This is a genomic window from Streptomyces sp. DH10 (assembly GCF_029813805.1).
GTDB lineage: Bacteria > Actinomycetota > Actinomycetes > Streptomycetales > Streptomycetaceae > Streptomyces > Streptomyces coeruleofuscus.
The window spans coordinates 1-23,330 of record NZ_JARVKU010000026.1; the positions used below are offsets into that span (position 1 = coordinate 1).

The window sequence follows — 23,330 nt, forward strand, 5'->3', positions numbered from 1 at the left end:
GGTCAGCCGGGCATTACGGTGGGACACGAAGACCTCCGTGCGGTGCAGTCCTAGACAGCTCCACCACACCGGAGGTCTTCGCCATGATCAAGCCCTGCCAGTGTCAACAACGCTCGTGATCAATACATCCTAGGGACGGGACGCCGCGGGGCGCCGCCGGGGGCGGCAGTCGCCGGGGCCTCCTGCCTCGGACGCCAGGACGACGCCGCACGCCGGGGCACGCACGACAGGACACCGGATGCCGGCACCGCACGCACGACGCCAGGGGCGGGACGCCGGGGTGCCGCTGGCCGGTGCCGGCGCGACGGACGCCGCAGGCCCGTGGCACCGCCCGACGGGAGTCGCAGGCCGGGGCACCGCCCACCGGGGGCCGCAGGCCGGACGCCAGGGGCGGAACGGCGCGGGCCGGGACGCCGCAGACCGAAGCACCGCCCGCCTTTGAGTCGCAGGCCGGGGCACCGCCCACCAGGGGCCGCAGGCCGGACGCCAGGGGCGGAACGGCTCGGGCCGGGACGCCGCAGGCCCGTGGCACCGCCCGCCGGGAGTCGCAGGCCGGGGCACCGCCAGCCGAGGGCCGCAGGCCGGGACGCCAGGGGCGGAACGGCGCGGGCCGGGACGCCGCAGATCGAAGCACCGCCCGCCTTGAGTCGCAGGCCGGGACACCGCATGCCAGGGGGCCTGGACGCCGACGCGCCGCACTCAGGGGCACCGGGACTACGCACGCCGGGGCACCGGACGTCAGGGGGCAGGACGCCGCAGGCGCCGGTCGCCGGGACGCCGCACGACGAGACGTCCGGAACACCAGGGCGCCTGACTCATGCCAGGGCGCGCCAGGGCACGGACACCGCACGCCTGAACACAGGACTCCAGGGGCGGGACGTCACGCGCCGGTCGGCAGGGCGCGGCCGGTGGCTACGTCTGCTCCGGCTCCCAGTCCACCGTCACGACGATCTTGCCGCGGGTGCGGCCCTCCTCGTTGAGCCGGTACGCGTCCGCCGCCCGTTCCAGTGGGAACGTCTCGGAGACGTGCACGCGCACCACGCCCTGTTCCGCCAGATCGGACAGCCGCTGGAGGTCCTCGGGATCGGGGCGGACGAAGTAGTAGCGGCCGCCGTAGGTCACGACGCCGACGTCGGCGATCGACACCAGGCGGCCCTCGGGGGCCAGCAGGTTGGCCGAGACCTTCAGCGCGTCCCCGCCGACCGTGTCGAGCACCGCGTCCACACCCTCGGGCACCAGCCCGCGCACGCGCTCGCCCAGGCCCTCGCCGTACGCCACCGGCTCCCCGCCGAGGCCGCGCACGAAATCGTGGTTGGACTCGCTCGCCGTGCCGATCACCCGGGCGCCGAGATGGGCGGCGAGCTGCACGGCGATGGAGCCGACACCGCCGGCCGCGGCGTGCACCAGCACCGTCTCGCCCCGCTTCACCTCGAGCACCTTGAGCAGCACCTGGTAGGCGGTGAGCCCGACCAGCGGCAGTCCGGCCGCCTCCTCGAAGGAGAGGTTGCGCGGCTTGCGCGCGAGGGTGCGCAGGGGCGCGGCCACGTACTCGGCGAAGGTGCCGCGGGAGAGGAAGTCCTCGCGTACGTACCCGATGACCTCGTCGCCGACGTCGAACTCCGACACGGCCACGCCGGGGCGTACGACGACGCCGGAGACGTCCCAGCCGGGCACCACGGGGAAGGCGGCTTCGAGGAGCCCTTCGAGGTAGCCCTCGCGGGCCTTCCAGTCGACCGGGTTCACGGACGCCGCCCGCACCTTCACCAGCACCGAGTCCGGGCCGACCTTGGGATCGCGGACCTCCCCGAACGCCAGGACCTCGGGTCCGCCGTACCGTGAGTAGCTGATGGCCTTCATGGCTCCGACCTTCCGGGCTCGCCGCGCCGTACGCAAGCCGGATGGCCTGAACGAACCGGCCGGAACCTCCCCGGCGCCCCGCGGCGGGAGTCGTCGGCCTATCGTGGCTCCGATCACGTTTCGGCCCCGCTCTGGACGACATACCGACCGGTCGGCATCATGAGTCGGGAACTGTTCACCTGCCCGTAGGAGCGACGCATGAGCCCCGACCACCCGCCCGGACTCGACCTGGACCGGCTGCACGGCCTGCTCGACCGCGAGCGGCCCGGCCTGGTGAGCGGCGCCCTGTCCGGCCGGCTGATCGAGGGCGGACGGTCGAACCTGACCTACGCCGTCTCCGACGGCACCTCCCGGTGGGTCGTACGGCGGCCCCCGCTCGGCCATGTCCTGGCCACCGCGCACGACATGAAGCGCGAGCACCGGGTGATCAGCGCGCTGCACCCGACCGCCGTGCCGGTTCCGCGGCCGGTGCTGCTGTGCGAGGACGAGGAGGTGCTCGGCGCGCCGTTCTACGTCATGGAGTACGTCGAGGGCACCCCGTACCGCACGGCCGACCAGCTCGCCCCGCTCGGTCCGGAGCGGACCCGGGGGGCGGTGCTGAACCTGGTGGACGCCCTGGTGGAGCTGCACGCGGTGGACCCGGGCGAGGTGGGGCTCGCCGACTTCGGCCGGCCCGAGGGCTTCCTGGACCGGCAGCTGCGGCGCTGGGGCAAGCAGCTGGACGCCTCGCGCAACCGCGAGCTGGCCGGGATCGACGAGCTGCACGCGACGCTCGGACGGCGGCTGCCCTCCTCCCCCGCCCCGGCCGTGGTGCACGGCGACTACCGGCTGGACAACGTCCTGATCGGCGAGGACGACCGCATCAAGGCGATCCTCGACTGGGAGATGTCCACCCTGGGCGACCCCCTCACCGACCTGGGTCTGCTGGCGATGTACAGCCTGCCGCTCGACGCCCCCGACTCCCCCGTCTCCACGACGGCCGAGGCGCCGGGGCACCCGGACCCGGCCGAACTGATCGAGCGGTACGCAGCCCGCTCGGGGCGCGACGTCTCCGCGGTCTCCTGGTACACGGCCTTCGCCTGGTTCAAGCTCGCCGTGATCCTGGAGGGCATCCACTACCGCTACACCCTGGGCCAGACGGTCGGACGCGGCTTCGACCGCATCGGCGACCTGGTCCCCGTCTTCATCGAGCACGGTCTCACCACTCTTCAGGAAGGCTGACGACATGGACTTCGCGTTCGACGCGCGCACCGAGGAGCTGCGCGGCAAGCTACTGGCCTTCATGGACGAGTACGTCTACCCGGCAGAGGCCGTCGCGGAGGAGCAGCGAGCCCGGCTCACCTCGCCGTGGGAGACCCCGGCGGTGGTCGAGGAGCTGAAGGCCGAGGCGCGCAGGCAGGGCCTGTGGAACCTCTTCCTGCCCGACAGCGAGTACGGCGCCGGGCTCACCAACCTCCAGTACGCGCCGCTCGCCGAGATCATGGGGCGCTCCCCGCACATCGCCCCGACGGTGACGAACTGCGCGGCACCCGACACGGGCAACATGGAGGTGCTCACCCAGTTCGGGGACGAGCAGCAGCGCAAGCAGTGGCTGGAGCCGCTGCTCGCGGGCGAGATCCGCTCGGCGTTCGCGATGACCGAGCCGGAGGTGGCCTCCTCGGACGCCACCAACATCACCACGCACATCGAGCGGGACGGCGACGAGTACGTCGTCACCGGCCGCAAGTGGTACATCTCCGGAGCGATGCACCCGGACTGCAAGATCTTCATCGTGATGGGCAAGACGGACCCGGAGGGTTCGGATATCCGCCGTCAGCAGTCGATGATCCTGGTCCCCCGTGACACGCCGGGCGTGACGATCGAGCGCGCGATGCAGGTCTTCGGCTACGAGGACCACTCCCACGGCGGCCATGCCGAGGTGATCTTCGACCACGCGCGCGTGCCGGCGTCGAACCTCATCGGCGAGGAGGGCGGCGGCTTCGCCATCGCCCAGGCCCGGCTGGGTCCCGGCCGGATCCATCACTGCATGCGGCTGATCGGGATGGCGGAGCGGGCGATCGAGCTGATGTGCCGGCGGGCGGTGTCCCGTACGGCGTTCGGGAAGGCGCTGGCGCAGCAGGGTGTGGTGCACAACTGGATCGCGGACGCGCGGGTGACCGTGGAGCAGTTGCGGCTGCTGGTGCTGAAGACGGCGTGGCTGATGGACACGGTCGGGAACAGGGGGGCGCACACCGAGATCCAGTCGATCAAGATCGCTACGCCTCGCGCGGTGGTGGACATTCTCGACCGGGCGATCCAGTTGCACGGTGCGGGCGGTGTGAGCCAGGACTTCCCGCTGGCGGAGCTGTACGCGGCGGCGCGGACGCTGATGATCGCGGACGGGCCGGACGAGGTGCATCAGCGGTCGCTGGCGCGGCGGGAGCTGAAGCGGTACGTGTGACGCGGCGGGGCGGCGGGGTCTTCTCTCCCCGCCGCCCCTGCCCGTCCCATCCCCAGAGGCTCCGCCCCTTCGACCCCGCCATGGGGCTCCGCCCCCTGGACCCCCGATCGGCCTGAACGGCCTTGTCCTCAGACGCCGGACGGGCTGGGTTGCGCAGCTACGGGCGCAGGGCTCGCAGCAGCAGGTCCGCCAGGTGGTCGGCCACCTGCTGGGGGCTCATCGGGCCCTCGGGGCGGTACCACGTCGACAGGTGATGGATGGACCCGAAGTGGTAGTCGACCACCAGGTCCGCCGGGGTCGCCCGGGAGAAGACGCCCGACTGCTGGCCCTCCTCGACCAGCGCGCGGAAGCGCTCGTGGTAGCGGCGGCGCTCGGCGCGGACCTGCTTGTTCTTCTCGGGGCTCAGGTGGTGCATGGACCGCCAGAAGATCATCGCGTCGTCGAGGTTGTCGATGGTCGTCACCACGACGTCCGCGGCCGCGGCCCGCAGCCGCTTCTCCACGGGCTCGTCGGAGCCCGCGACGGCGTCGAGTCTCTCCTGCTGGATGCGCAGCACGCGCGCGTACACCTCGTGCAGGAGGTCGTCCTTGGAGCCGAAGTAGTGGTACAGCGCGCCTTTGGTGACGCCGGCCGCCTCGACGATCTCCTGCACCGAGGTGCGGTCGTAGCCCTGCTCGGCGAAGAGCCGGGTGGCGGCGGCCAGGAGCCGCTGAGGTACGGGGGTGCCGTCCGGGTCCGTGGTCCTGGGCACTGCCGCCACCTGCCTTTCCGTACTGCTGTCAGTTGCCTTGCGTCCGGGAACGAAGCTCCCGACGGAGGATCTTCCCACTGGCCGTCTTCGGCAAGTCCGGCAAGATCTCCACCTGTCGCGGATATTTGTAGGCGGCCAGTCTCTCCTTGCAGTAGAAAGCGAGTGCATCCGGGTCCGTGTCGGCGTCCGGACGCAGGCTGATGTACGCCTTGACGGTCTCCCCGCGATACCCGTCGGGCACCCCGACGACAGCGGCCTCGCGCACCGCCGGGTGTGTGTAGAGCACGTCCTCGACCTCGCGCGGCCACACCTTGAAGCCGGACGCGTTGATCATGTCCTTCTTGCGGTCGACGACGTACAGCCAGCCCTGCTCGTCCATGAAACCGATGTCGCCGGTGCGCAGTTCGGCCCCGGGGAACGTCTCGGCGGTGGCGTCGGGGCGCCGCCAGTAACCGGGCACAACCTGCGGCCCCCGTACGACGATCTCGCCCTGCTCGCCGAACGGCACCTCGTCGCCGTTGTCGTCGACGATCCGTACGACCGTGTCGGGGCCGGGCAGACCGACCGCGAGGGTCCCGGAGACCGGGTCGACGGGTGCCTCCAGACCGGGCGGCACGGAGGCACAGGGGGCGGTGCACTCGGTCAGCCCGTAGCCGTTGCGGATGTACGGCCCGAAGCCGGCCCGGAACTTCTCCACCAGCGCGGGCGGCAGCGGGGCGCCGCCGGAGGAGATCACCCGGAAGGAGGAGAAGTGGTCGCGGGTGGCGGACGGATGGGCGGCCAGCGCCATGAAGGCCGTGGACGGGCCGACGGTGTAGTGCGGCCGGTGCTCGGCGAACGCGTCGAGCACCACGCCGGCCTCGAAGCGGTAGGCCAGTACGAGCGTGCCCGCGCTGCTCAGGCAGGCGCCGAACTGGCAGACCATGCCCGTGATGTGGAACAGCGGTGCCAGCGCGAAGTAGACGGGCCGCTCGGGCAGTCCCAGGCCGGTCCGCTGCCGCTCGGCGTTGTACATGATGTTGCCGTGCGTGTTGGTGGCGCCCTTGGGCGTGCCGCTGGTGCCCGAGGTGTAGCTGATCAGCGCGATTTCGGAGGGAGCGGGGTCCCGGTCCCCGGGCGCCTTGTGCCCGGCCCGCGCCACGGAGACCAGATCGTCGGCGTCCGGGGCCTGCGGCAACCGCTCGAAGGTCAGCACGCGCGCGTCACCGCGCGTCTGGAAGTCCAGCTCGCACCCGGTGAGCACGATCCGCACGGGCGAGTCCGCCGCGGTCTCGCGCAGATACGACTCCCACGCCCGGTCCGAGCAGATCAGCGCGGCGACCTCGCCGTCCCGCAGCACATGGGACACCTCGCCCGACTTGTACATCGGGTTGACGGGCACGACGACCGCGCCCGCCTTCCAGGCGCCCAGCACGGCGAGGACGAAGTGCGGGGAGTTCTGGAGCAGTACCGCGACCCGGTCGCCGCGCTCCAGGCCGCGCGCCGCGAGATGCCCGGCGACGGAGTCGCTGAGCTCGTCGACGTCCCGGTAGGTCAGGCGGCCGTCGAAGTAGGCCAGGAGGTCGCTGTCCGGCGTCTCGGCCACGGCCCGGCGCAGGGCGTGCACGAGGGAGCCGGCGGGGCTTATCGCGCCCTTCTGGGCCTCGTTCAGCAGGTCCAGCCAGGGTTTGGCCGCGTAACGGGACTCGGTCACCGGTTCTCCTCCCACTGCTGCTGGATGCGGTTCATGCCGGTCAGCCAGCGGTCGGGGTCACCGGCCCGGGCCTGGTGGTACGCGGCGACCTCGGGGTGCGGCAGGATCAGGAACCGGTCCTCCTCGATGCCCTTGACCAGGGCGTCCGCCACGGCCTCGGGCTCGATCGCGGTCGGCTGGAGCACCAGGTCGCCCGCGCTGCCGGTGGCGGCCAGCATGTCGGTGCGTACGCCCTGCGGGCAGATGGCGTGGACCTTCACACCCCGGTGCCGGTACGTCAGCGACAGCCACTCGGCGAAGGCGAGCGCGCCGTGCTTGGTGACGGCGTAGGGCGCGGCGCCGATCATGGTGAGCAGCCCGGCGGCGGAGACGGTGGACACGAACCGGCCGCTGCCCCGCTCCAGCCAGGCGGGCAGCAGTGCGTGAGCGGACCGGACGTGCGCCATGACGTTCACGTCCCAGGAGGTCTCCCAGGCCTTTTCGTCCAGCGCCTGACCGGCATCGAGGCCGTCGAAGGCGACGCCGGCGTTGGCGCAGTACACGTCGACGGTCCCGTCGAGCGCGTCGCGGGCGTCGGCGATGATCCCCGAGGCGTCACCGGGCACGGCGACTCCCCCGACCTCCTCCGCGACATGCTTGGCCCGCTCGGCGTCCAGGTCATTGACGACGACCCGGGCCCCCTCGGCGGCGAAGCGCCGGGCGAGCGCGGCTCCGATTCCGCCGCCCGCCCCCGTGACAACGACTCCAGCCCCTTGAAAGGCTCCCACCATCGGCCTCCTTAGACGCGGCTCAGCAATAGCGCCAGACTAACCGGTCGGTATGTTTGAAGGAAGGGGGTGGCGCAGCACCTTAGGGGCGCGGGGCTGTACCGATTTGCGGCTCCGCCGCGTGGGCGCGACCAGCCACGCCGAAAGCGGCACAACGGACCACGGAGGCCACCCACCCCATGCGCCCCTCGAGACGAGCCTTACTCACGGCGGCCACAGCAGCAGCCGCCTCAGCCGCACCCACCGCAGCCGCGGCCGACCGCCACAAACAACTCCGCACCGGCTTCGAACGACTCGCCCACGACGGCTACACCCTGCTCGGCGGCCAGAAGGTCGGCATCGTCACCAACCCCACCGGCATCACCCGCGACGTCCGCCACATCGTCGACGTCATGCACGCGGACACCCGAGTGGATCTGAGGGCCGTCTTCGGCCCTGAACACGGCTTCCGCGGCACCGCCCAGGCCGGCGGCTCCGAGGGCCGCTACGACGACCCGGCGACCGGCCTGCCCGTCTACGACACGTACCTCAAGAGCGGCCGGCCGCTCGCCGACATCTTCACCGCGTCCGGCGTGGACACGGTCCTCTTCGACATCCAGGACGTCGGCGCCCGCTTCTACACGTACATCTGGACCCTGTACGACTGCATGGAGGCCGCCCAGCTCGCCGGGAAGCGGTTCGTGGTCCTGGACCGGCCCAACCCGGTGACCGGGCGGGCGGCCCTCGGGCCCGTCCTGCACAAGGAGTTCGCCACGTTCGTCGGGCGGCAGCCGATCTGCCAGGCCCACGGGATGACCGTCGCGGAGCTGGCGCGGCTGTTCAACGAGGAGTTCCTGACCGAGCCCGTACCGCTGGAGACCGTGCCGATGTCGGGCTGGAAGCGCTCGGACTTCTACGACGCCTCCGGGCTGCCCTGGGTGCCGCCGAGCCCGAACATGCCGACGCCTGAGACGGCCCTGGTGTACTCGGGGACGTGTCTGTTCGAGGGCACGAACCTGTCGGAGGGGCGCGGCACGACCCGGCCGTTCGAGCTGCTCGGCGCGGAGGGCGTCGACCGGCGCTGGGCCGCCGCCGCGAACGAACTCGCCCTGCCCGGCGTGCGCTTCAGGGAGGCGTACTTCGCACCCACCTTCTCCAAGTTCCAGGGCAGGACGATCGGCGGTGTGCAGGTCCATGTGCGGGACTGGGACGTCTTCGATCCCGTACGGACGGGGATCGCCCTGCTCGTGACCGCCAGGGAGGTGTGGAGCGGGTTCGCGTGGCGCCCCGACAACTGGATCGACAAACTCACCGGCTCCGCGCGCGTGCGCACGATGATCGACGCGGGGGCGGACACCGACGAGGTCGTGGCGGGGTGGCAGGAGGAGCTGGCGGCGTTCCGGCGGACGCGGCGGAAGTACCTCCTCTACCGCTGAGTTCGGCATCGCGTGCCCAATGCGCCCGTGACGTATGGCCAAGCTCCGCCGTTGGCAGGACGATGCGCCACAACGCGCGCGTCACCCGGGGGAACAGGGGGCCTGTCATGGCGGATCAGGCAATGAGCGTTGCTCCCTACTGGGAGCTGACCTTCGACGCGGACGGGGACCCGGCGGGCCGTCAGCGCGACCGGCTGCTCGCCGGGGTGGCCGAACGCGAGGTGCGCGACCTGGTCGTCTTCGCGCACGGCTGGAACAACGACCGCTCGGGTGCGACCCGGCTCTACGACCGGTTCCTGGCGCCCGTCCCGCGGCTGGCCCCGACGGCCCGGATCGGCTACGTCGGCGTGCTGTGGCCGGCCATGCGGTTCTCCGACGAACCGATCCCGGACTTCCCGCGGGCGGTGGCGGCCGAGGCACCCCGGCGCCCCGTGCTCGACAAGGACACGCGGCACGCGCTGCTGGAGTCCTTCCCGGGCCGGGCGATCCTGGTCGAGCAGATCGCCCGGCTGCTGGAGCAGCAGCCGCCGGAGGAGGCCGAACTGGAGGAGTTCGGGCGGCTGGTGCGGCTGCTGGTGGAGGTGGTGGCGCCCGGGCCGCAGGCGCTGTTCGCGGCGGACACGGTGGCGGAGGGCGTGCCGCAGAGCGAGCCGGAGATGTTCGCCGGCTCCTCAGCGGCGGCCTGCGAGGAGTTCGCGCGGGCGCTGGCCGGCCTTGAAGCGTCCGGTGCGTCCCAGGGGTTCGGCCTCCCCAACCCCTGGGAGGGGGCGCACGAGCTGCTGCGGCAGGCGACGTACTACGCGATGAAGCGGCGCGCGGGAACGGTCGGTGAGCGCGGTCTCGGCCGGGTCGTCGGGCAGCTCGCCAAGGCGGCGCCGGGCGTGCGCGTGCACCTCGTAGGGCACAGCTTCGGCGCGCGGCTGGTGTCGTTCGCGCTGCGCGGCCTCCCCGAGGGCGTGCGCACGGTGAAGTCGGTGACGCTGCTCCAAGGGGCGTTCTCGCACTACGCGTTCGCGGCCCGGCTGCCGCACGACGCCCGCGCCGGAGGGGTGCTCCAGGGGCAGCAGAACCGCGTCGACGGTCCCCTGGTGTGCTGCCACTCCCGGCACGACTCGGCCCTGGGCACGATGTATCCGCTGGCCTCGCGCATGGCGGGCGACAGCCGGTCGGTCACGGGCCTCGGCATCGGGCAGGTCCTGGGCGCCAAGTGGGGTGCGATGGGCTACGGCGGCATGCGGGCGGTGCCGGGCACGCGCGCGTACACCCTCGCCGAGGCGCTGCGGGCGAAGCTGCCCGTCTCGGGGTGCGTGAACGTCGACGCGGCGGCGGTGGTCAGACGCGGCGGCCCGCCCGCCGGCGCGCACAGCGACATCCTGCACGAGGAGCTGGCCCGGCTGGTGCTGGCGGCGGGCCGCATCCGCTGACCCGCCGCCGGACCGTGCCTCACCGGTGTGAGGTGAACTCCACGACCTGCTGGTAGGTCGGCCGGTTCTGCCAGCTGATCTTGCCGTGCTTGATGCCGCCGAGGGTGCGGTGGTTGATCGAGTCGGCGCACCACTGGTCGCCCGCCGAGCACACGTCGTCACCCGGGTAGACCTGGGCCGCGGTCTTGCCGGCCGCCTCCTTCAGGGTGCTGACGAGGGTGTCACGGCAGGCGCCGAGCTCTCCGTCGCCGCAGTACTCGCGGGCCAGCGGCCCCCGCACCTGCTCGCCGAGCACGGCCCGGATGTCCTTGTCGACGTAGCTCCACCAGCCGTACTGGAAGGAGCTTCCGGCGTGCGACCCGGTCGGGCCGTGGGCGGCGGACGGGGACTCGTCGACGGGGAGGTTGGCGGTCATCGCCGAGAACAGCTCGCTGCCGAGGCCCGGTTCGAACTCGGCCTTGACCAGCAGCGGCCACCAGGCGTCCAGGATGCGGATCGCGTCGGCGTCGGCGTACTTCTTGGAACCCGCCGAGGTCTCCGTTCGCTTGCCGCCCGCGGCGACCCACGCCTGGAGCTTGCCGACGGCGGCCGCGGCGGTGGGGTCGGTGACCGGCGAACTGGTGACGACCTTCAGCAGCTTGGGCAGGACGTCCTCCGCCCGCAGATCGGCGACCCCGGCATCCGCCATCGCCTTCACCAGCGAGGCCCGGGTGACCCCGCCCTGCCGGACCAGCTTCTTCACCCGGTCCTCGAGGAGGTTGCCGCGGTGCACGGAGCCGTTGCCCCAGGGCGCGGCCGTGTAGTCCTTGGCCTGCTTGTTGTTCCAGGAGATGTAGTAGTCCTGGTCGATGGAGTTGGGGTGGGCGGAGGGCGGGGTGTAGTCGGCCGTGTTGGTCGCCGGGTCCCAGCCCCGCCACTCGTACCCCGGCCGGGCCCAGACCGGGAACTCGGCGTCGACGCCGTTCGCGCGCACCGGGTTGTCGCCGCTGTTGTAGTACGCGGTGTGCTCGGAGTCGACGTAGAACCAGTTGAAGGTGTAGTTGATGTGCTGCACCGCCTTCTGGAACGACTCCGGGCCCTTCACGTAGTCCGGGTCGTTCAGCATCTGGAAGCCGATGATGGAGTCGGCCTCGTGCATGAAGGACGAGCGCAGGGTGGTGTAGGCGACCTTCTTGCCGCCGACCGTCGCGCGGTACTCGACGGGTCCGTACTTCGTGCGCCAGACGCGCATCGTGTACGAGCCGGCCGCGGTGCCGTCGGCGACCGTCGGCTTCCAGGCGTTCTTCCGCTCGACCTTCTCCATCGGCGTGCAGGTGCCGCGGTAGAGGTAGTGGTAGTCGTCCTTGCACAGCTCGACGGCGTACGTGTCGATGATGTCCTGGCCGGAGGTCGTGGCGCTCCACGAGTAGTCCTGGCCGCGGCCGAGTTCGACGTACATGCTCAGGCCCGCGAAGGAGGCGCCGCGGGCGCTGATGCCCGGCCCCTGGAGCTCCTGGAGCAGCAGCAGCTGAGGCGCGAAGTAGCCGGTCTGCGGGCCGAACACGGCGACCGGGTGGCCGCTGGCGGTGTGCTCGCCGCCCACCACGAGGGCGTTGGACATGCCGCGTTTGGCTGACGACAGGGCCGTCCTGGCCGCCGCCTTGGAGGCGCTGGTGGCGCTTGAGCCGGCCGCGCTGCCCGTACGGTCGTGGACCAGCGGTTCCTGGGTCACCGAGCCGGTGTCGGGCAGGGCCCGGCCCTGCGGGTCGGCCGGTTCGGTCGCGTACGGGAAGCTGCCGTCGTGCTGGGTGAGGACGGCCTCCGGGTCGTTGCGCTCGCGGAAGGACTCCCACACCTTGGTGCCCTCGGCGACGCCGTACTTCTCCTGGGCGGCCAGGAGCGAGAGGGCGTTGTTGACCTCGCCGCCTCCGCCGGAGCCGAACAGCGCGCCGATGACGGACGCCAGCGCGACCATGTCGGTGATCTTGAAGTGCTCGATCTTCCCGGCGTTGGTGACCGAGTCCTTGTGCCCGGTGAGGACGTACTCGCCGGGGAAGTACCGGCCGCTGTCGGAGGCGTCGATGTAGGCGTTGATGCCGTCGAGGTAGGCCTTGACGTCGGCGAGGGCCAGCTTGCCGCGCTCGCCGTTGGTGGCGACGGCGTTGTCGATCTGCGCCTGGAGATCGGCCTCGGAGTACGGGGCGTGCCGCCAGAACTGCTGTTCCAGGCCCTGGTTGGAGGGCGCGCCGCCCGCGAAGGAGGTCAGCTGACCCCGCCCGACGTGCCGGAAGACGTCCATCAGCCACAGCCGGTCCTGGGCGGCCGCGTAGCCGGCCCCGAACTCCGTGCCGTATCTGGTGGTACCGGTGATGTGCGGCACACCCGTCTTCTTGTCCCGGACGATCGTCACGTCACCGCGCCCGGCGGGTTTGACGGTGGAGGCGACCTGGTCCGCCGGCACCCCGAAGGACGCGTCGTTGAAAAAGTTGTTGATCTTGTCGTTGGTGAGGCCGGTGTACCCCTTGGCGAGGTTGGCATACGGCCCGAGCTGGTCCTCGGCGTGTTCGGGCTGGGTGCCGAAGGACTGGTTCAGGAGGATCTGCGCGAGGGTGGCGTTGCCGTTCTGGCCGGGCGGGAGGATGTCCGAACACTGGTTGCCGCAGTAGTCGTTCGCCACCGCCGCGGTCCGCGCGGTCTCCGTCTCCGAGGCGGCCGCCTGTGACAGCGGCGACAAAAGACCTGCGATCAGCGCGCATACCGATGCGGTCTTCAGGAACCCGGGGATTCCGCGGGGAGTTCTCATTCTGTCGAGAACGGTGCGTGGGTTACGCCGTGACATGTGGGGGGCTCCTCCCGACGGGGGTGGGCGGGATGTTACCGCCGGTATCCCCGCGGAAGAAGATGAGCAAGCGTCACTTTTTGGAGTCAGCACAACAGGCACACGGACCACGGCAGTCGACTCAGGGCCTCGTCGGACCGCTTATGGAGGCCATTTGAAATCGGATGGAGCCGATTCGCTTGTCGATACGTCTATTCGGCGACGTCCTTACGACGACGCCGAAGTGACCGGATTTCAGGTGCAGGTGTGACGGAGGTGCAGGACGATGGCCGGTTTCCGGAGTCTGGCGAGACAGGTCCGCGATCCGCGGTGCGATCTGGCCCTGCGGCGCTATTCGCTGCGCAAGTGCCTTGAGAGGTTCGCCCCTTACGGGCACAGGGCGACCTGGGACCATCTGTGTTCCCGGGCAGGGTTCGGTCCGGAGGACCGGTCCCCCGATCCAGCGCGGCTCGTGGCCGCACTGGACGAACTGGAGGAGGCGCGGGCGGTCTGGCTGGCCTACGAGGTGGAGTTCGCCGAGCGCCGCAAGAAGGAGAAGCACGACGGACTGCGCAGGCCGGGCACTGTGGACGACTGGCACCGGCTGACCTGGGGCGGTTTCGGCGTGGCGTGGTGCGACGATCCGGCGGTCCATCCCCGTGAACCGCTGGCCGAGGTGCTGCGTCGGCTGATCGCCGCGCTGGAGCGCGAACCGGGCTCGGCGTGCCCGGTGTGCGGCGGGGAGCAACTCGCCTGGAGGTACGACCTGGACCACGAGCCTTCGGCGGGTCCGGTCTGCTCGGACTGCGGGATTCTGGTGCCGCGTCCGGTGCTCACGCCCGAGGCTCTGGCGGACGCCAGGCGGGCGAAACTGCTGGTGTCGGCTTGACGAATGCGGGTGCGCGGGGGGTGCGCCGGGGATGCCGCACCCCCACTGTCGTGGCCGGGGCCGGCTGTCAGTGGTGACTGGCACCATCGGGACATGGTGCAAGTGTGTCTGAACGGTCCGCGGACCGCCGCCGACGGTACGGCGGTGCCGCTGACGCCCGAGTCCATGGCCGACTCCGCCGCCGACGCCGTCGCGGCCGGGGCCACGGACATCCATGTCCATCCCAAGACACCATGCGGGCGGGACACGTTGTCACCGCGCGTGCTCGCGGAGACGTTGTCGGCGATCCGGGCGCGGGTGCCGGTGCCGGTGGGTGTGACCACGGGGGCATGGGCCGAGCCGGACCCTGCCGCCAGGCTGGAGCGGATACAGGGCTGGACCGTCCTGCCCGACCACGCCTCGGTCAACTGGCATGAGCCCGGTGCGGAGGAGGTCGCCGCCCTGCTCCTGGATCTCGGGGTGGGGGTGGAGGCCGGCATCTGGTCCGGGACGGACGGTCCAGAGCGGTTCGCCGCCTCGCCGTTGGGGCCGAAGGTGCTGCGGGTGCTGGCCGAGGTGACGGATACCGGGCCTTCGAGTGCGGTGGACTCCGCGCGGGGGTTGCTGTCCGGCCTTGGTGACGCGTATGGGCGACCTGTCCTGCTGCACGGGGAGGACGGGGGTGCTTGGTCGGTGCTGCGGCTTGCGGGCGAACTGGGCTTGGCCACACGGGTCGGAGTGGAGGATGTGCTGCGCCTGCCGACCGGACGACGGGCCGGGTCCAATGCGGAGTTGGTCGCGGCGGGGTTGGTGGAGTACGAGGCAGGTCGGCGGGGCGCTCGGCGCGGTCGCTGAGGCGGGACCCACCACCGGCGAGCAGGCGCTACGCGCGCCCCTTGTCCACCATCAGGCGCGAGCCCGCCCGGCGTTCGCCGAAGACGTCGCCCGGGTTGGAGAGGACGCAGTTGTCCAGGGAGAGGCAGCCGCAGCCGATGCAGTCGGTGAGATGGTCGCGGAGGCGGTTCAGCTGCTTGATGCGTTCGTCCAGCTCCGAGCGCCAGGCCTCCGACAGGCGCGCCCAGTCCTCCCGGGTCGGCGTCCGCTCCTCGGGAAGCTCCGCCAGCGCCTCGCGGATCGTCGCCAGCGGGATGCCGACCCGTTGCGCGGCCCGGATGAAGGCGACTCGGCGCAGCGTGTCACGCGAGTAGCGGCGCTGGTTGCCCGACGTGCGGCGACTGCTGATCAGGCCCTTGGACTCGTAGAAGTGCAGGGCGGAGACGGCGGCCCCGCTGCGCGCCGACAGCTGGCCGACCGTGAGCTCGTGGATCTTCTCTGAAATCTGGGGCACCCCTCGAACCCTACCGATCGACCCTCCCGGGTCCGTTGACACGGCCCCCGCAGCCGACCATGCTAAGCAGTCGCTTAGAGATACGAGCGCACGCAGACTTCCTGACGCGAGAGGCCGGGACATGGCACAGCCGAGGATCTTCACGTCCGTCGACGACCTGAAGTCGGCGGTGGGCGAGCAACTGGGGTACACCGACTGGCTCGACATCGACCAGAAGCGGATCGACCTCTTCGCGGAGGCCACCGGCGACCACCAGTGGATCCACGTCGACCCGGAGAAGGCCGCGGCGGGGCCCTTCGGCACCACCATCGCCCACGGCTATCTCACGCTGTCGCTGCTGCCCCTCTTCGGGCCGCAGCTGATCTCCGTCGAGGACGTGAAGATGGGCGTCAACTACGGGACGAACAAGGTCCGGTTCCCCTCCCCCGTCCCCGTCGGCTCCCGGCTGCGCGCCACCGCGACCATCAGCGCCGTCGACGACGTGCCCGGCGGCGTCCAGGTGACCGTCGCCTTCACCGTGGAACGCGAGGGCGGCGACAAGCCCGTGTGCGTCGCCGAGTCCGTCTCCCGCTACTACTTCTGACCCCGGCGGACCATCCTCTGACCCCGGCGGGCTACCGGCGGGCGCCTTCTCCCCCGGCCCCCACCATCCGCAGCACGAGGTCGGCGTACAGCGCGCCGACCTCGTCCGGCGTCCACGGCCCGTTGACGTTGAACCAGCGGGCCACGTCGATGCAGAGCGAGAGAACGGCCAGGGTCGTACCCTTCACGTCCACGACGTCGAACTCACCGGCCGCCACGCCGTCCTCGATGATCGCCCGCACCTCGGCGTCGCACTGCCGCCGGAGCGCGAGGATCTCGTCGCGGGCGTCCGGACCGAGCGAATCCAGCTCGTACTGGACGACCCGGGCGGTGGTGCGTCCGCCGGCGTGCCAGCGGACGAAGGAGCTGACCGCACCGGCCAGGCGCTCGCGGGCGGTGCCCTCCATCCGGGCCGCCGTCCGCAGGATCTCCAGGGCCTTCTCGTGGCCGATCCTGCTGATGCGGTGCAGCAGTTCTTCCTTGGTCTTGTAGTGGATGTAGAGCGCGGCCGGGCTCATCCCGGCGCGACCCGCGATGTCCCGGGTCGTCGTGGCGTGGTACCCGCGCTCGGCGAAGGCCTCCACCGCGGCGATCAGCAGCCGTCGCGCCGCGTCGGGCGTGACCTCGCCCCACGCCTGCGCCTCGCCGCCGGCCGTCTCCTCCGCCGTACTCATCACTCGCCCCTCTCCACCGACAGGGACAACACCATACCGCCGAAGGTGAGCGAGCGCTTAGTGCGGCAGCTCAGCGCTTCTCGAAAGGGGCGTACGAGGGCGCCACCGGCTGTGCCGGCCCCTCCTGCCGGTCCCGGATCACCTTGGCGAGCGTGAAGGAGGAGGTGACCAGGTACAGGACGGCGATGGCGAGGAAGCCCCGCACCCAGGCGTCGGCGCTCAGCTGGTAGATGCCGATGGCGGTGGCCGCCATGGCGACGGCGAAGGAGGCGACGGCCTGGCCGTAGAAGGCGGCCGTGTTCTGCTGCTTGCTGCCCGGTGTGTCACTCATGGGGGCAAGCTTCGGCGGACGTGGCCCGCGCCACATCCGCCGACATACTCAGAGGCGTACTCAGAACGCCGAAACGCCCGTCAGCGCCCGCCCGATGACCAGCTTCTGGATCTGGCTCGTGCCCTCGTAGAGGGTCATCACACGGGCGTCCCGCAGCAGCTTGCCCGCGGGGTACTCGTCGATGTAGCCGTAGCCGCCGAAGACCTGGAGCGCGTTGTTGGCGGCGCGCACGGCCGCCTCCGAGGCGAACAGCTTGGCCTTGGACGACTCGACGGCGAACGGCCGGCCCCGGTCGATCAGATCGGCGACCCGCCAGGTCAGCAGCCGGGCGGCGTCGACGTCCACGGCGATGTCGCTGATCAGCTCCTGGACCAGCTGGTGGCGGGCGATGGTCTTCCCGAACTGCTCGCGCTCGCCCGCGTACCGCACGGCCGCGTCCAGCGCGGCCTGGGCTATGCCGACGCAGCCGGCGGCGACCGACATCCGGCCCTTGGCGAGGGCGGACATGGCGATCGAGAAGCCGTTGCCCTCCTCCCCCAGCAGCGCCGAGGCGGGCACCCGGACGTCCTCCAGCGCGATTTCGGCCGTGGCCTGGCCGCGCAGCCCCAGCTTCCCGTGGATCGTGCGGCGCGTCAGGCCGGGCGTGTCCGTGGGCACCAGGAAGGCGGAGACGCCCTTGTGGCCGGGGGAGCCGGTGGAGCGGGCGAAGAGCAGGACGACGTCGGCCCAGGTGCCGTTGGTGATGAACATCTTGGTGCCGTTGATGACGTAGTCGTCGCCGTCCCGCACCGCCCGCGTCGCGAGGTTGCCCGCGTCCGAGCCCGTGCCCGGCTCGGTGAGGCCGAAGCAGCCGACCGACTCGCCGGAGGTGAGCCCCGGCAGCCACCGCCGCTTCTGCTCCTCGCTCCCCCAGGCGGCGACGGTCTTCGCGACCAGCCCCAGCGAGACGGAGACGATCCCGCGCACGGACGAGTCGCCCCGGCCGAGTTCCTCCGTGACCAGGCAGTATGCGAGGTGGTCGCCGCCCGAGCCGCCGTACTCCTCGTCGACCGTCAGCCCCAGGAAGCCGACCTCGCCGAGCTTCTTGACGATCCCGCGGTCGACCTCCTCGGCACGGTCCCAGGCGATGGCGTTCGGGGCGATCTCGCGCTCGACGAAGTCCCGGGCGAGCTGCCGTACGGCGGTCTGCTCCTCGCTGAGCTCCAGGTTCACCACAGGTCACTCCACTTGAAAGCCGTTTGAAAGCCGTACATTTAAATTAGCACTGCTAGTTTAGATCGGCAGCCCTACTATGTGCGCCATGGCCCGACCGCGCAAGCCCTTGCTCAGCACCGACCGGATCGTCGAGACGGCCCGCGCGCTCGTGGACGCGGAAGGACTCGCGGCCGTCTCCACCCGCCGGCTCGCCGCCGAACTCGGGGTCAGCGGGCCCTCGCTCTACAACCACTTCCGCACCAAGGACGAGATCCTGGAGGCGGTCGCCGACTCGGTGAGCGGCCAGGTGGACCTGTCGATGTTCCAGGACGGCCGGGACTGGCGGACCGCGCTGCACGACTGGGCCGTCTCCTACCGGGCCGCGCTGCGCGACCACCCGAACATCGTCCCGGTGCTGGCCCGCGGCCCCGGCCGCCGCCCGGCGGGGCTGCGCCTCGCGGACGCCGTCTACGGCGCGATGGTCGAGGCGGGCTGGCCGCCGGCGCAGGCCACCTCCATCGGCGCGCTGATGCGCTACTTCGTGATGGGCTCCGCGCTCGGCTCCTTCGCCGGGGGTTTCGTGGACGACGCGAGCGCCTACGACCCCGCCGACTACCCCCATCTCCAGCAGGCCCACCGCCTCGCCGAGCAGCAGGAGAAGATCGACGAGCGGGCCTTCGAGACCGGGCTGACGGCCCTGCTGGACGGGCTGGCACGGCAGTACGAGCAGGTGCGGCGGACCGCGTAGCGACACTTCGGCGTCCGCCGAAGGGTTCGTGTTCCATGCTGGGGTTATGACGACGAGGGACCCGCAGGCCACGGCCCTGGCACGGCTCGCCGCGCTGTTCGCGGACGAGACCCGGGCCGCGTGCCTGCTGGCGCTGCTCGACGGCCGGGCCTGGACCGCGAGCGAGCTGGCGCGGCACGCGGGTGTCGCCGCGTCGACGCTGAGCGAGCACCTCGGCAGGCTCGTCGCGGGCGGGCTGCTCGCCGAGGAGCGGCAGGGCCGGCACCGGTACGTCCGGCTGGCCGACGCCCGGGTCGCGCAGCTGCTGGAGGACCTGGCGGCGCAGGTCGCGCCGGGTACGGCCGTACGGCCGCGGAACCTGCGGGAGTCGAGCGCCGGTTCGGCGATGGCCCGGGGCCGCACGTGCTACGACCATCTCGCCGGGCGGCTCGGCATCGCGGTCACGGACGCGCTGACGGCGCGCGGGCTGCTGCAACAGGAGACCGGGTTCGCGCTCACCGACGCCGGGCTGGCGTGGTTCGGGTCGGCCGGTATCGGCCTCGACCGGCGCGGTCGGCGTCCCCTGGCCCGCGCCTGTCTCGACTGGACCGAACGCCGGCCTCATCTCGCGGGCGTCGCGGGCGCGGCCCTGTGCCGGCACGCCCTGGAGACGGGGTGGTGTGTGCGTATCGGCTCCGAGCGGGCCGTGAAGGTGACGGCGGCCGGTGAACGGGCCCTCTTCGATCTGCTCGGCGTGGAGGCGAGGGCACTGCGCTGATCGACCACAGGGCGGCGTCCCGTCCGAAATCCGCGAGCGCCCGTCCGGACTCCCTCCTAGCCTCAGGAGCATGATGAACAACACCCCGTCCCGTCCCGCCCGCCGCGCGGAGCTGCTGGCCGCCGCGGCGGCCACGGTGACCGTCGTGCTGTGGGCGTCCGCCTTCGTCTCGATCCGCAGCGCGGGCCAGGCGTACTCGCCGGGGGCGCTGGCGCTCGGGCGGCTGCTGGCCGGAGCGGTGACGCTGGGGGTGATCTGCCTGCTGCGGCGGGAGGGGTGGCCGCCGCGCTCGGCCTGGCGCGGGATCGCCATATCGGGGCTGCTGTGGTTCGGCGTCTACATGGTCGCCCTCAACTGGGGTGAGCAGCAGGTCGACGCGGGTACGGCCGCCCTGGTGGTGAACACCGGGCCGATCCTCATCGCGCTGCTCGGTGCCCGGTTGCTCGGTGATCCGATGCCGCCGCGGCTGCTGGCGGGGATGGCGGTGTCGTTCGCCGGTGCGGTGACCGTGGGGCTCTCGATGTCCGGCGAGGGCGGTTCCTCGGTGCTCGGGGTGGTGCTGTGCCTGCTGGCGGCGGTCACGTACGCCGCCGGTGTCGTCGCGCAGAAGCCCGCGCTGGGCACGGCGAGTCCGTTGCAGGTGACGACGTTCGGCTGCCTGGTCGGCGCGGTGGTGTGCCTGCCGTTCGCCGGGCAGCTCGTCCAGGAGGCCGCCGAAGCACCGGCCTCCGCGACGCTCAACATGGTGTACCTGGGAGTCTTCCCGACCGCCCTCGCCTTCACGACGTGGGCGTACGCCCTGTCCCGGACGACCGCGAGCCGGATGGGCGCGACGACGTACGCGGCGCCCGCGCTGGTCGTCCTGATGTCCTGGCTGTTCCTCGGCGAGGTGCCGGGGTTGCTCACCCTGGTCGGCGGTGCGCTGTGCCTGGCGGGTGTCGCGGTGTCCCGGTCGCGTTCGCGGACGGCGGCTCGGGCCGGGGATCCGGGAGCGGTTCCGGAGCCCCGGCCCGAGCGGACTCCGGGCTCAGCCCGCTGACTCGGCTTCCGCCTTGACCTCGGGCGCGGCCTCCGGTTCGGCCGCACGCGCCCGGCTCGCGAGGACCTTGATCGACGCCAGCGCGATCACCGAGAGCGCGATGATGTAGCCGGACACCGCCATCGAGGTGCCCGTCGCCTCCAGCAGCAGCACCATGACGAAGGGGGCGAGACCGCCGCCGGCGACGGCCGCGATCTGGTAGCCGAGGGAGGCGCCGGTGTAGCGCATCTCGGGCGTGAACAGCTCGGCGAACAGCGCGGCCTGGGGGCCGTACATGATGCTCAGGAAGCAGCTGGCGACGAAGGTGCCGACCGCGAGCCACAGCAGCGAGCCGGTGTCGATCAGCAGGAAGAGCGGTACGGCCCACAGGGCGATGCCGGCGGCCCCGAAGGCGTAGATCCGGATGCGGCCGATGCGGTCGGAGAGGGCGGCGGCGGCCGGGATCAGCACGAGCTGGGTGAGGCTGACACAGAGCGAGACGGTGAGCACCGGACCCTTCTCCATGTCCAGCTCGCGGGTCGTGTAGTCGAGGACGCCGGTGATCAGGATGTAGAAGGTCGCGGTGTTCACGGCGAAGGAGCCGCCGGCCAGGAGCACCGTGCCGAGGTGGCCGCGCAGGATCGTGCGCAGCGGCGAGCTCTGCTCGGACTTCTCCTGCTCGGAGAGGGCGCGTTCGGCCTCCTTGAACGCCGGGGTCTCCTCGACGCGGGTGTGGATGTACCAGGCGAGGCCGAGCACGAGCAGGCCGACCAGGAACGGCACGCGCCAGCCCCAGGCCGCGAACGCCGAGTCGGTGGTGAGGGCGCCTGCGGCCAGGAAGACCGTGTTGGCGGTCACCACGCCGATGGGGACGCCGAGCTGGACGACGCTGCCGTAGACGCCGCGCTTGCCCTCCGGGGCGTACTCGGTGGCCAGGAGCATCGCGCCGCCCCACTGGGCGCCGACGGCGACGCCTTGGGCGATGCGGAGCAGGACGAGCAGGATCGGGGCGGCGACGCCGATCGTGTCGTACGTGGGCAGCAGGCCGATGCCGGTGGTGGCCACGCCCATCAGCGTGAGCGCGAGGACCAGCATCGGCTTGCGGCCGCGCTTGTCGCCGAGGTGGCCGGCGACGATGCCGCCGAGGGGGCGGGCGAGGAAGCCGACGGCGAACGTGGCGAAGGAGGCCATGACGCCGGCGGTGGGGCTGCCGGCGGGGAAGTAGAGGTCGCCGAGGACGAGGGCGGCGGCGATGCCGAAGACGAAGTAGTCGTACCACTCGACGGCCGAGGCGAGGGCCGCGGCGGTGGCTACGCGGCGGCGGTTGCCCACGGCGGGCGCGGTGGAGGCGGGCGGCTGAGCGGAAGGGGCCGTGTCCATGTGGTGCACGCTCCGGTGGGTGCGGGGACGGAACCGGGGGGTGGCTCGGATTCCGGGGAACGTACTGACCGGACGGTATGTACGTCAACGGGTCGTACACCAGGAGTTTTGTCTGTAAGCACCACTGATCATGCCTACGGGCATGCCTCGGGCCCCGGCCTCGTGCGGAGGCCGGGGTCCCGGGGGATACGGGCTAGAAGACGACCAGTGCCCGGCCGCCTTTGCCCGCCAGCATGTTCTGGAACGCCGCCGGGATGCCGTCGAGGGAGATGCGGTCCGTCACCAGGGCGCTCAGGTCGAGGCGGCCCGCGCGGACGTGTTCGGCCAGGACCGGGAGGTCGACAGCCGGGTCGGAGTTGCCGTAGACGCAGCCGGTCAGGGTGCGGCCCCAGTGGAAGATCTCCAGGGCGTTGAAGGTGACCTGCTGGTCCTTGCCGCCGATACCGACGACCGTGGTGCGGCCGCCGCGGCGGGTGGAGTCCCAGGCCGTGCGGATGGAGACCGCGCGGCCTGCGCACTCCACGGCGACGTCGACGCCCTGCTTGCCGGTGAGGGCGCGGATCTCGCGGGCGGTGTTCTCGGAGGCGAGGACGTAGTCGGTGGCGCCGGCCGCCCGGGCCAGCTCCTCCTTCTCGGCGGACACGTCCACCGCGACGATCTTCGAGGCGCCCGCGATCCGGGCGGCCTGGAGGGCGGCGAGGCCTACTCCCCCGACGCCGAACACCGCGACCGTCTCGCCCTGCCGGACGCGGGCCGAGTGGTGGACGGCGCCGTAGCCGGTGAGGACGGCGCAGCCCAGGAGGGCCGCGTCGGTGAGCGGGATGCCGTCCGGGACGGGCAGGACGCACGCCGCGGACACCACGGTCTCCTCGGCGAACGCGGCGACGTTCAGGCCGGGGTGGAGGTCGGTGCCCTCGGTGGTGCGGGCGTAGACGTCGGCGGCGCCGCCCAGGGCGTTGGCGCACAGCCAGACCTCGCCGAGCGAGCAGGCGTGGCAGGCGCCGCAGGACGGGGCCCAGTTGAGGACGACCCCGTCGCCGGGCGCGACGTGGGTGACTCCCTCGCCGACGGCGACGACCGTGCCCGCGCCCTCGTGACCGAGGACGGCCGGGACCGGGACGCGCATGGTGCCGTTGGACAGGGACAGGTCGGAATGGCAGACCCCGGCGGCGGCGAGCCGGACGCGGATCTGACCGGGTCCGGGGTCCGGCAGGTCGATGCCGGTGATCTCCAGCGGGGAACCGACGGCGGGCAGGACGGCGGCGCGGACAGCCATGACGGAAGGG

General features: G+C 71.8%; 21 protein-coding genes. 10 read left to right on the plus strand and 11 right to left on the minus strand.

Annotation, left to right across the window (positions count from 1 at the left end):
- Positions 1–912 precede the first annotated feature (912 nt).
- Entirely contained in the window at positions 913–1,857 is a 945-nt protein-coding gene (locus QC385_RS37025; RefSeq protein ID WP_279545788.1) for an NADP-dependent oxidoreductase, read from the minus strand.
- 198 nt (positions 1,858–2,055) lie between these two features.
- Between QC385_RS37025 and QC385_RS37030 the strand changes: the two genes are divergently transcribed.
- Positions 2,056–3,078, plus strand: coding sequence for a phosphotransferase family protein (locus QC385_RS37030; protein ID WP_279545789.1), 1,023 nt, complete (start codon positions 2,056–2,058; stop codon positions 3,076–3,078).
- A gap of 4 nt (positions 3,079–3,082) precedes the next feature.
- Positions 3,083–4,297: an acyl-CoA dehydrogenase family protein gene (locus tag QC385_RS37035; RefSeq protein WP_279545790.1), complete on the plus strand. Its 1,215-nt coding sequence runs from the start codon at positions 3,083–3,085 to the stop codon at positions 4,295–4,297.
- A 157-nt stretch (positions 4,298–4,454) separates the two neighbouring features.
- On the opposite strand, the gene QC385_RS37040 is transcribed toward QC385_RS37035, so the two are convergent.
- The 3 genes from QC385_RS37040 to QC385_RS37050 are packed head-to-tail and all read right to left on the minus strand — an operon-like array spanning position 4,455 to position 7,511.
- Positions 4,455–5,048 (minus strand): TetR/AcrR family transcriptional regulator, encoded by a 594-nt coding sequence (locus tag QC385_RS37040; RefSeq protein WP_279545791.1) that lies wholly within the window; start codon positions 5,046–5,048, stop codon positions 4,455–4,457.
- A gap of 28 nt (positions 5,049–5,076) precedes the next feature.
- Entirely contained in the window at positions 5,077–6,741 is a 1,665-nt protein-coding gene (locus QC385_RS37045; protein WP_279545792.1) for a class I adenylate-forming enzyme family protein, read from the minus strand.
- Positions 6,738–7,511 carry an SDR family oxidoreductase gene (locus QC385_RS37050; RefSeq protein ID WP_279545793.1) on the minus strand — a complete coding sequence of 258 codons (774 nt, stop codon included), beginning with the start codon at positions 7,509–7,511 and terminating at the stop codon, positions 6,738–6,740. Before QC385_RS37050 ends, QC385_RS37045 begins: the two co-directional genes overlap by 4 nt.
- Positions 7,512–7,687: 176 nt before the next feature.
- On the opposite strand from QC385_RS37050, the gene QC385_RS37055 reads away from it, so the two are divergent.
- Together QC385_RS37055 and QC385_RS37060 are read left to right on the plus strand one after the other, a co-directional pair.
- On the plus strand, positions 7,688–8,923 hold the full coding sequence (locus QC385_RS37055; RefSeq protein ID WP_279545794.1) for an exo-beta-N-acetylmuramidase NamZ family protein: 1,236 nt from the start codon (positions 7,688–7,690) through the stop codon (positions 8,921–8,923).
- 107 nt (positions 8,924–9,030) lie between these two features.
- Complete coding sequence (locus QC385_RS37060) at positions 9,031–10,347, plus strand: serine-threonine protein kinase (protein ID WP_279545795.1); 1,317 nt, start codon at positions 9,031–9,033, stop codon at positions 10,345–10,347.
- Positions 10,348–10,366: 19 nt separating this feature from the next.
- On the opposite strand, the gene QC385_RS37065 is transcribed toward QC385_RS37060, so the two are convergent.
- Positions 10,367–13,165: a penicillin acylase family protein gene (locus tag QC385_RS37065; protein WP_279545796.1), complete on the minus strand. Its 2,799-nt coding sequence runs from the start codon at positions 13,163–13,165 to the stop codon at positions 10,367–10,369.
- A gap of 265 nt (positions 13,166–13,430) precedes the next feature.
- On the opposite strand from QC385_RS37065, the gene QC385_RS37070 reads away from it, so the two are divergent.
- Both QC385_RS37070 and QC385_RS37075 read left to right on the plus strand, forming a co-directional pair.
- Positions 13,431–14,033, plus strand: a complete 603-nt coding sequence (locus tag QC385_RS37070; RefSeq protein ID WP_279545797.1) for a hypothetical protein — start codon at positions 13,431–13,433, stop codon at positions 14,031–14,033.
- Between the two features lie 93 nt (positions 14,034–14,126).
- A complete protein-coding gene (locus tag QC385_RS37075) occupies positions 14,127–14,867 on the plus strand; it encodes a 3-keto-5-aminohexanoate cleavage protein (protein ID WP_279545798.1) in 741 nt (246 codons plus the stop codon).
- Positions 14,868–14,895: 28 nt separating this feature from the next.
- Here QC385_RS37075 and soxR read toward each other — a convergent pair whose 3' ends face one another.
- The gene (soxR, locus tag QC385_RS37080) at positions 14,896–15,360 is read right to left on the minus strand and encodes a redox-sensitive transcriptional activator SoxR (RefSeq protein ID WP_279545799.1); all 465 of its coding nucleotides are present in this window, start codon (positions 15,358–15,360) and stop codon (positions 14,896–14,898) included.
- Positions 15,361–15,481: 121 nt separating this feature from the next.
- Here soxR and QC385_RS37085 point away from each other — a divergent pair, with 121 nt between their 5' ends.
- Positions 15,482–15,943, plus strand: coding sequence for a MaoC family dehydratase (locus QC385_RS37085; protein WP_279545800.1), 462 nt, complete (start codon positions 15,482–15,484; stop codon positions 15,941–15,943).
- 31 nt (positions 15,944–15,974) lie between these two features.
- On the opposite strand, the gene QC385_RS37090 is transcribed toward QC385_RS37085, so the two are convergent.
- The 3 genes from QC385_RS37090 to QC385_RS37100 form a co-directional block, all read right to left on the minus strand.
- Positions 15,975–16,616, minus strand: coding sequence for a TetR/AcrR family transcriptional regulator (locus tag QC385_RS37090; protein WP_279545801.1), 642 nt, complete (start codon positions 16,614–16,616; stop codon positions 15,975–15,977).
- A 70-nt stretch (positions 16,617–16,686) separates the two neighbouring features.
- Positions 16,687–16,947 (minus strand): YiaA/YiaB family inner membrane protein, encoded by a 261-nt coding sequence (locus tag QC385_RS37095; protein WP_279545802.1) that lies wholly within the window; start codon positions 16,945–16,947, stop codon positions 16,687–16,689.
- Positions 16,948–17,007: 60 nt separating this feature from the next.
- Positions 17,008–18,159 (minus strand): acyl-CoA dehydrogenase family protein, encoded by a 1,152-nt coding sequence (locus tag QC385_RS37100; protein ID WP_279545885.1) that lies wholly within the window; start codon positions 18,157–18,159, stop codon positions 17,008–17,010.
- Positions 18,160–18,247: 88 nt separating this feature from the next.
- Between QC385_RS37100 and QC385_RS37105 the strand changes: the two genes are divergently transcribed.
- The 3 genes from QC385_RS37105 to QC385_RS37115 all read left to right on the plus strand — a co-directional run bounded on the left by QC385_RS37105 (position 18,248) and on the right by QC385_RS37115 (position 20,685).
- Positions 18,248–18,889, plus strand: coding sequence for a TetR/AcrR family transcriptional regulator (locus QC385_RS37105; protein WP_279545803.1), 642 nt, complete (start codon positions 18,248–18,250; stop codon positions 18,887–18,889).
- 46 nt (positions 18,890–18,935) lie between these two features.
- On the plus strand, positions 18,936–19,646 hold the full coding sequence (locus QC385_RS37110) for an ArsR/SmtB family transcription factor (protein WP_279545804.1): 711 nt from the start codon (positions 18,936–18,938) through the stop codon (positions 19,644–19,646).
- A 70-nt stretch (positions 19,647–19,716) separates the two neighbouring features.
- Positions 19,717–20,685 (plus strand): DMT family transporter, encoded by a 969-nt coding sequence (locus tag QC385_RS37115; protein WP_279545805.1) that lies wholly within the window; start codon positions 19,717–19,719, stop codon positions 20,683–20,685.
- Here the strand turns inward: QC385_RS37115 and QC385_RS37120 are convergent.
- Positions 20,674–22,044 carry an MFS transporter gene (locus tag QC385_RS37120; protein WP_279545806.1) on the minus strand — a complete coding sequence of 457 codons (1,371 nt, stop codon included), beginning with the start codon at positions 22,042–22,044 and terminating at the stop codon, positions 20,674–20,676. The two genes, QC385_RS37115 and QC385_RS37120, sit on opposite strands and share 12 nt — an antisense overlap.
- A 193-nt stretch (positions 22,045–22,237) precedes the next feature.
- Positions 22,238–23,320: a Zn-dependent alcohol dehydrogenase gene (locus QC385_RS37125; RefSeq protein ID WP_279545807.1), complete on the minus strand. Its 1,083-nt coding sequence runs from the start codon at positions 23,318–23,320 to the stop codon at positions 22,238–22,240.
- Between the last annotated feature and the right edge of the window lie 10 nt (positions 23,321–23,330).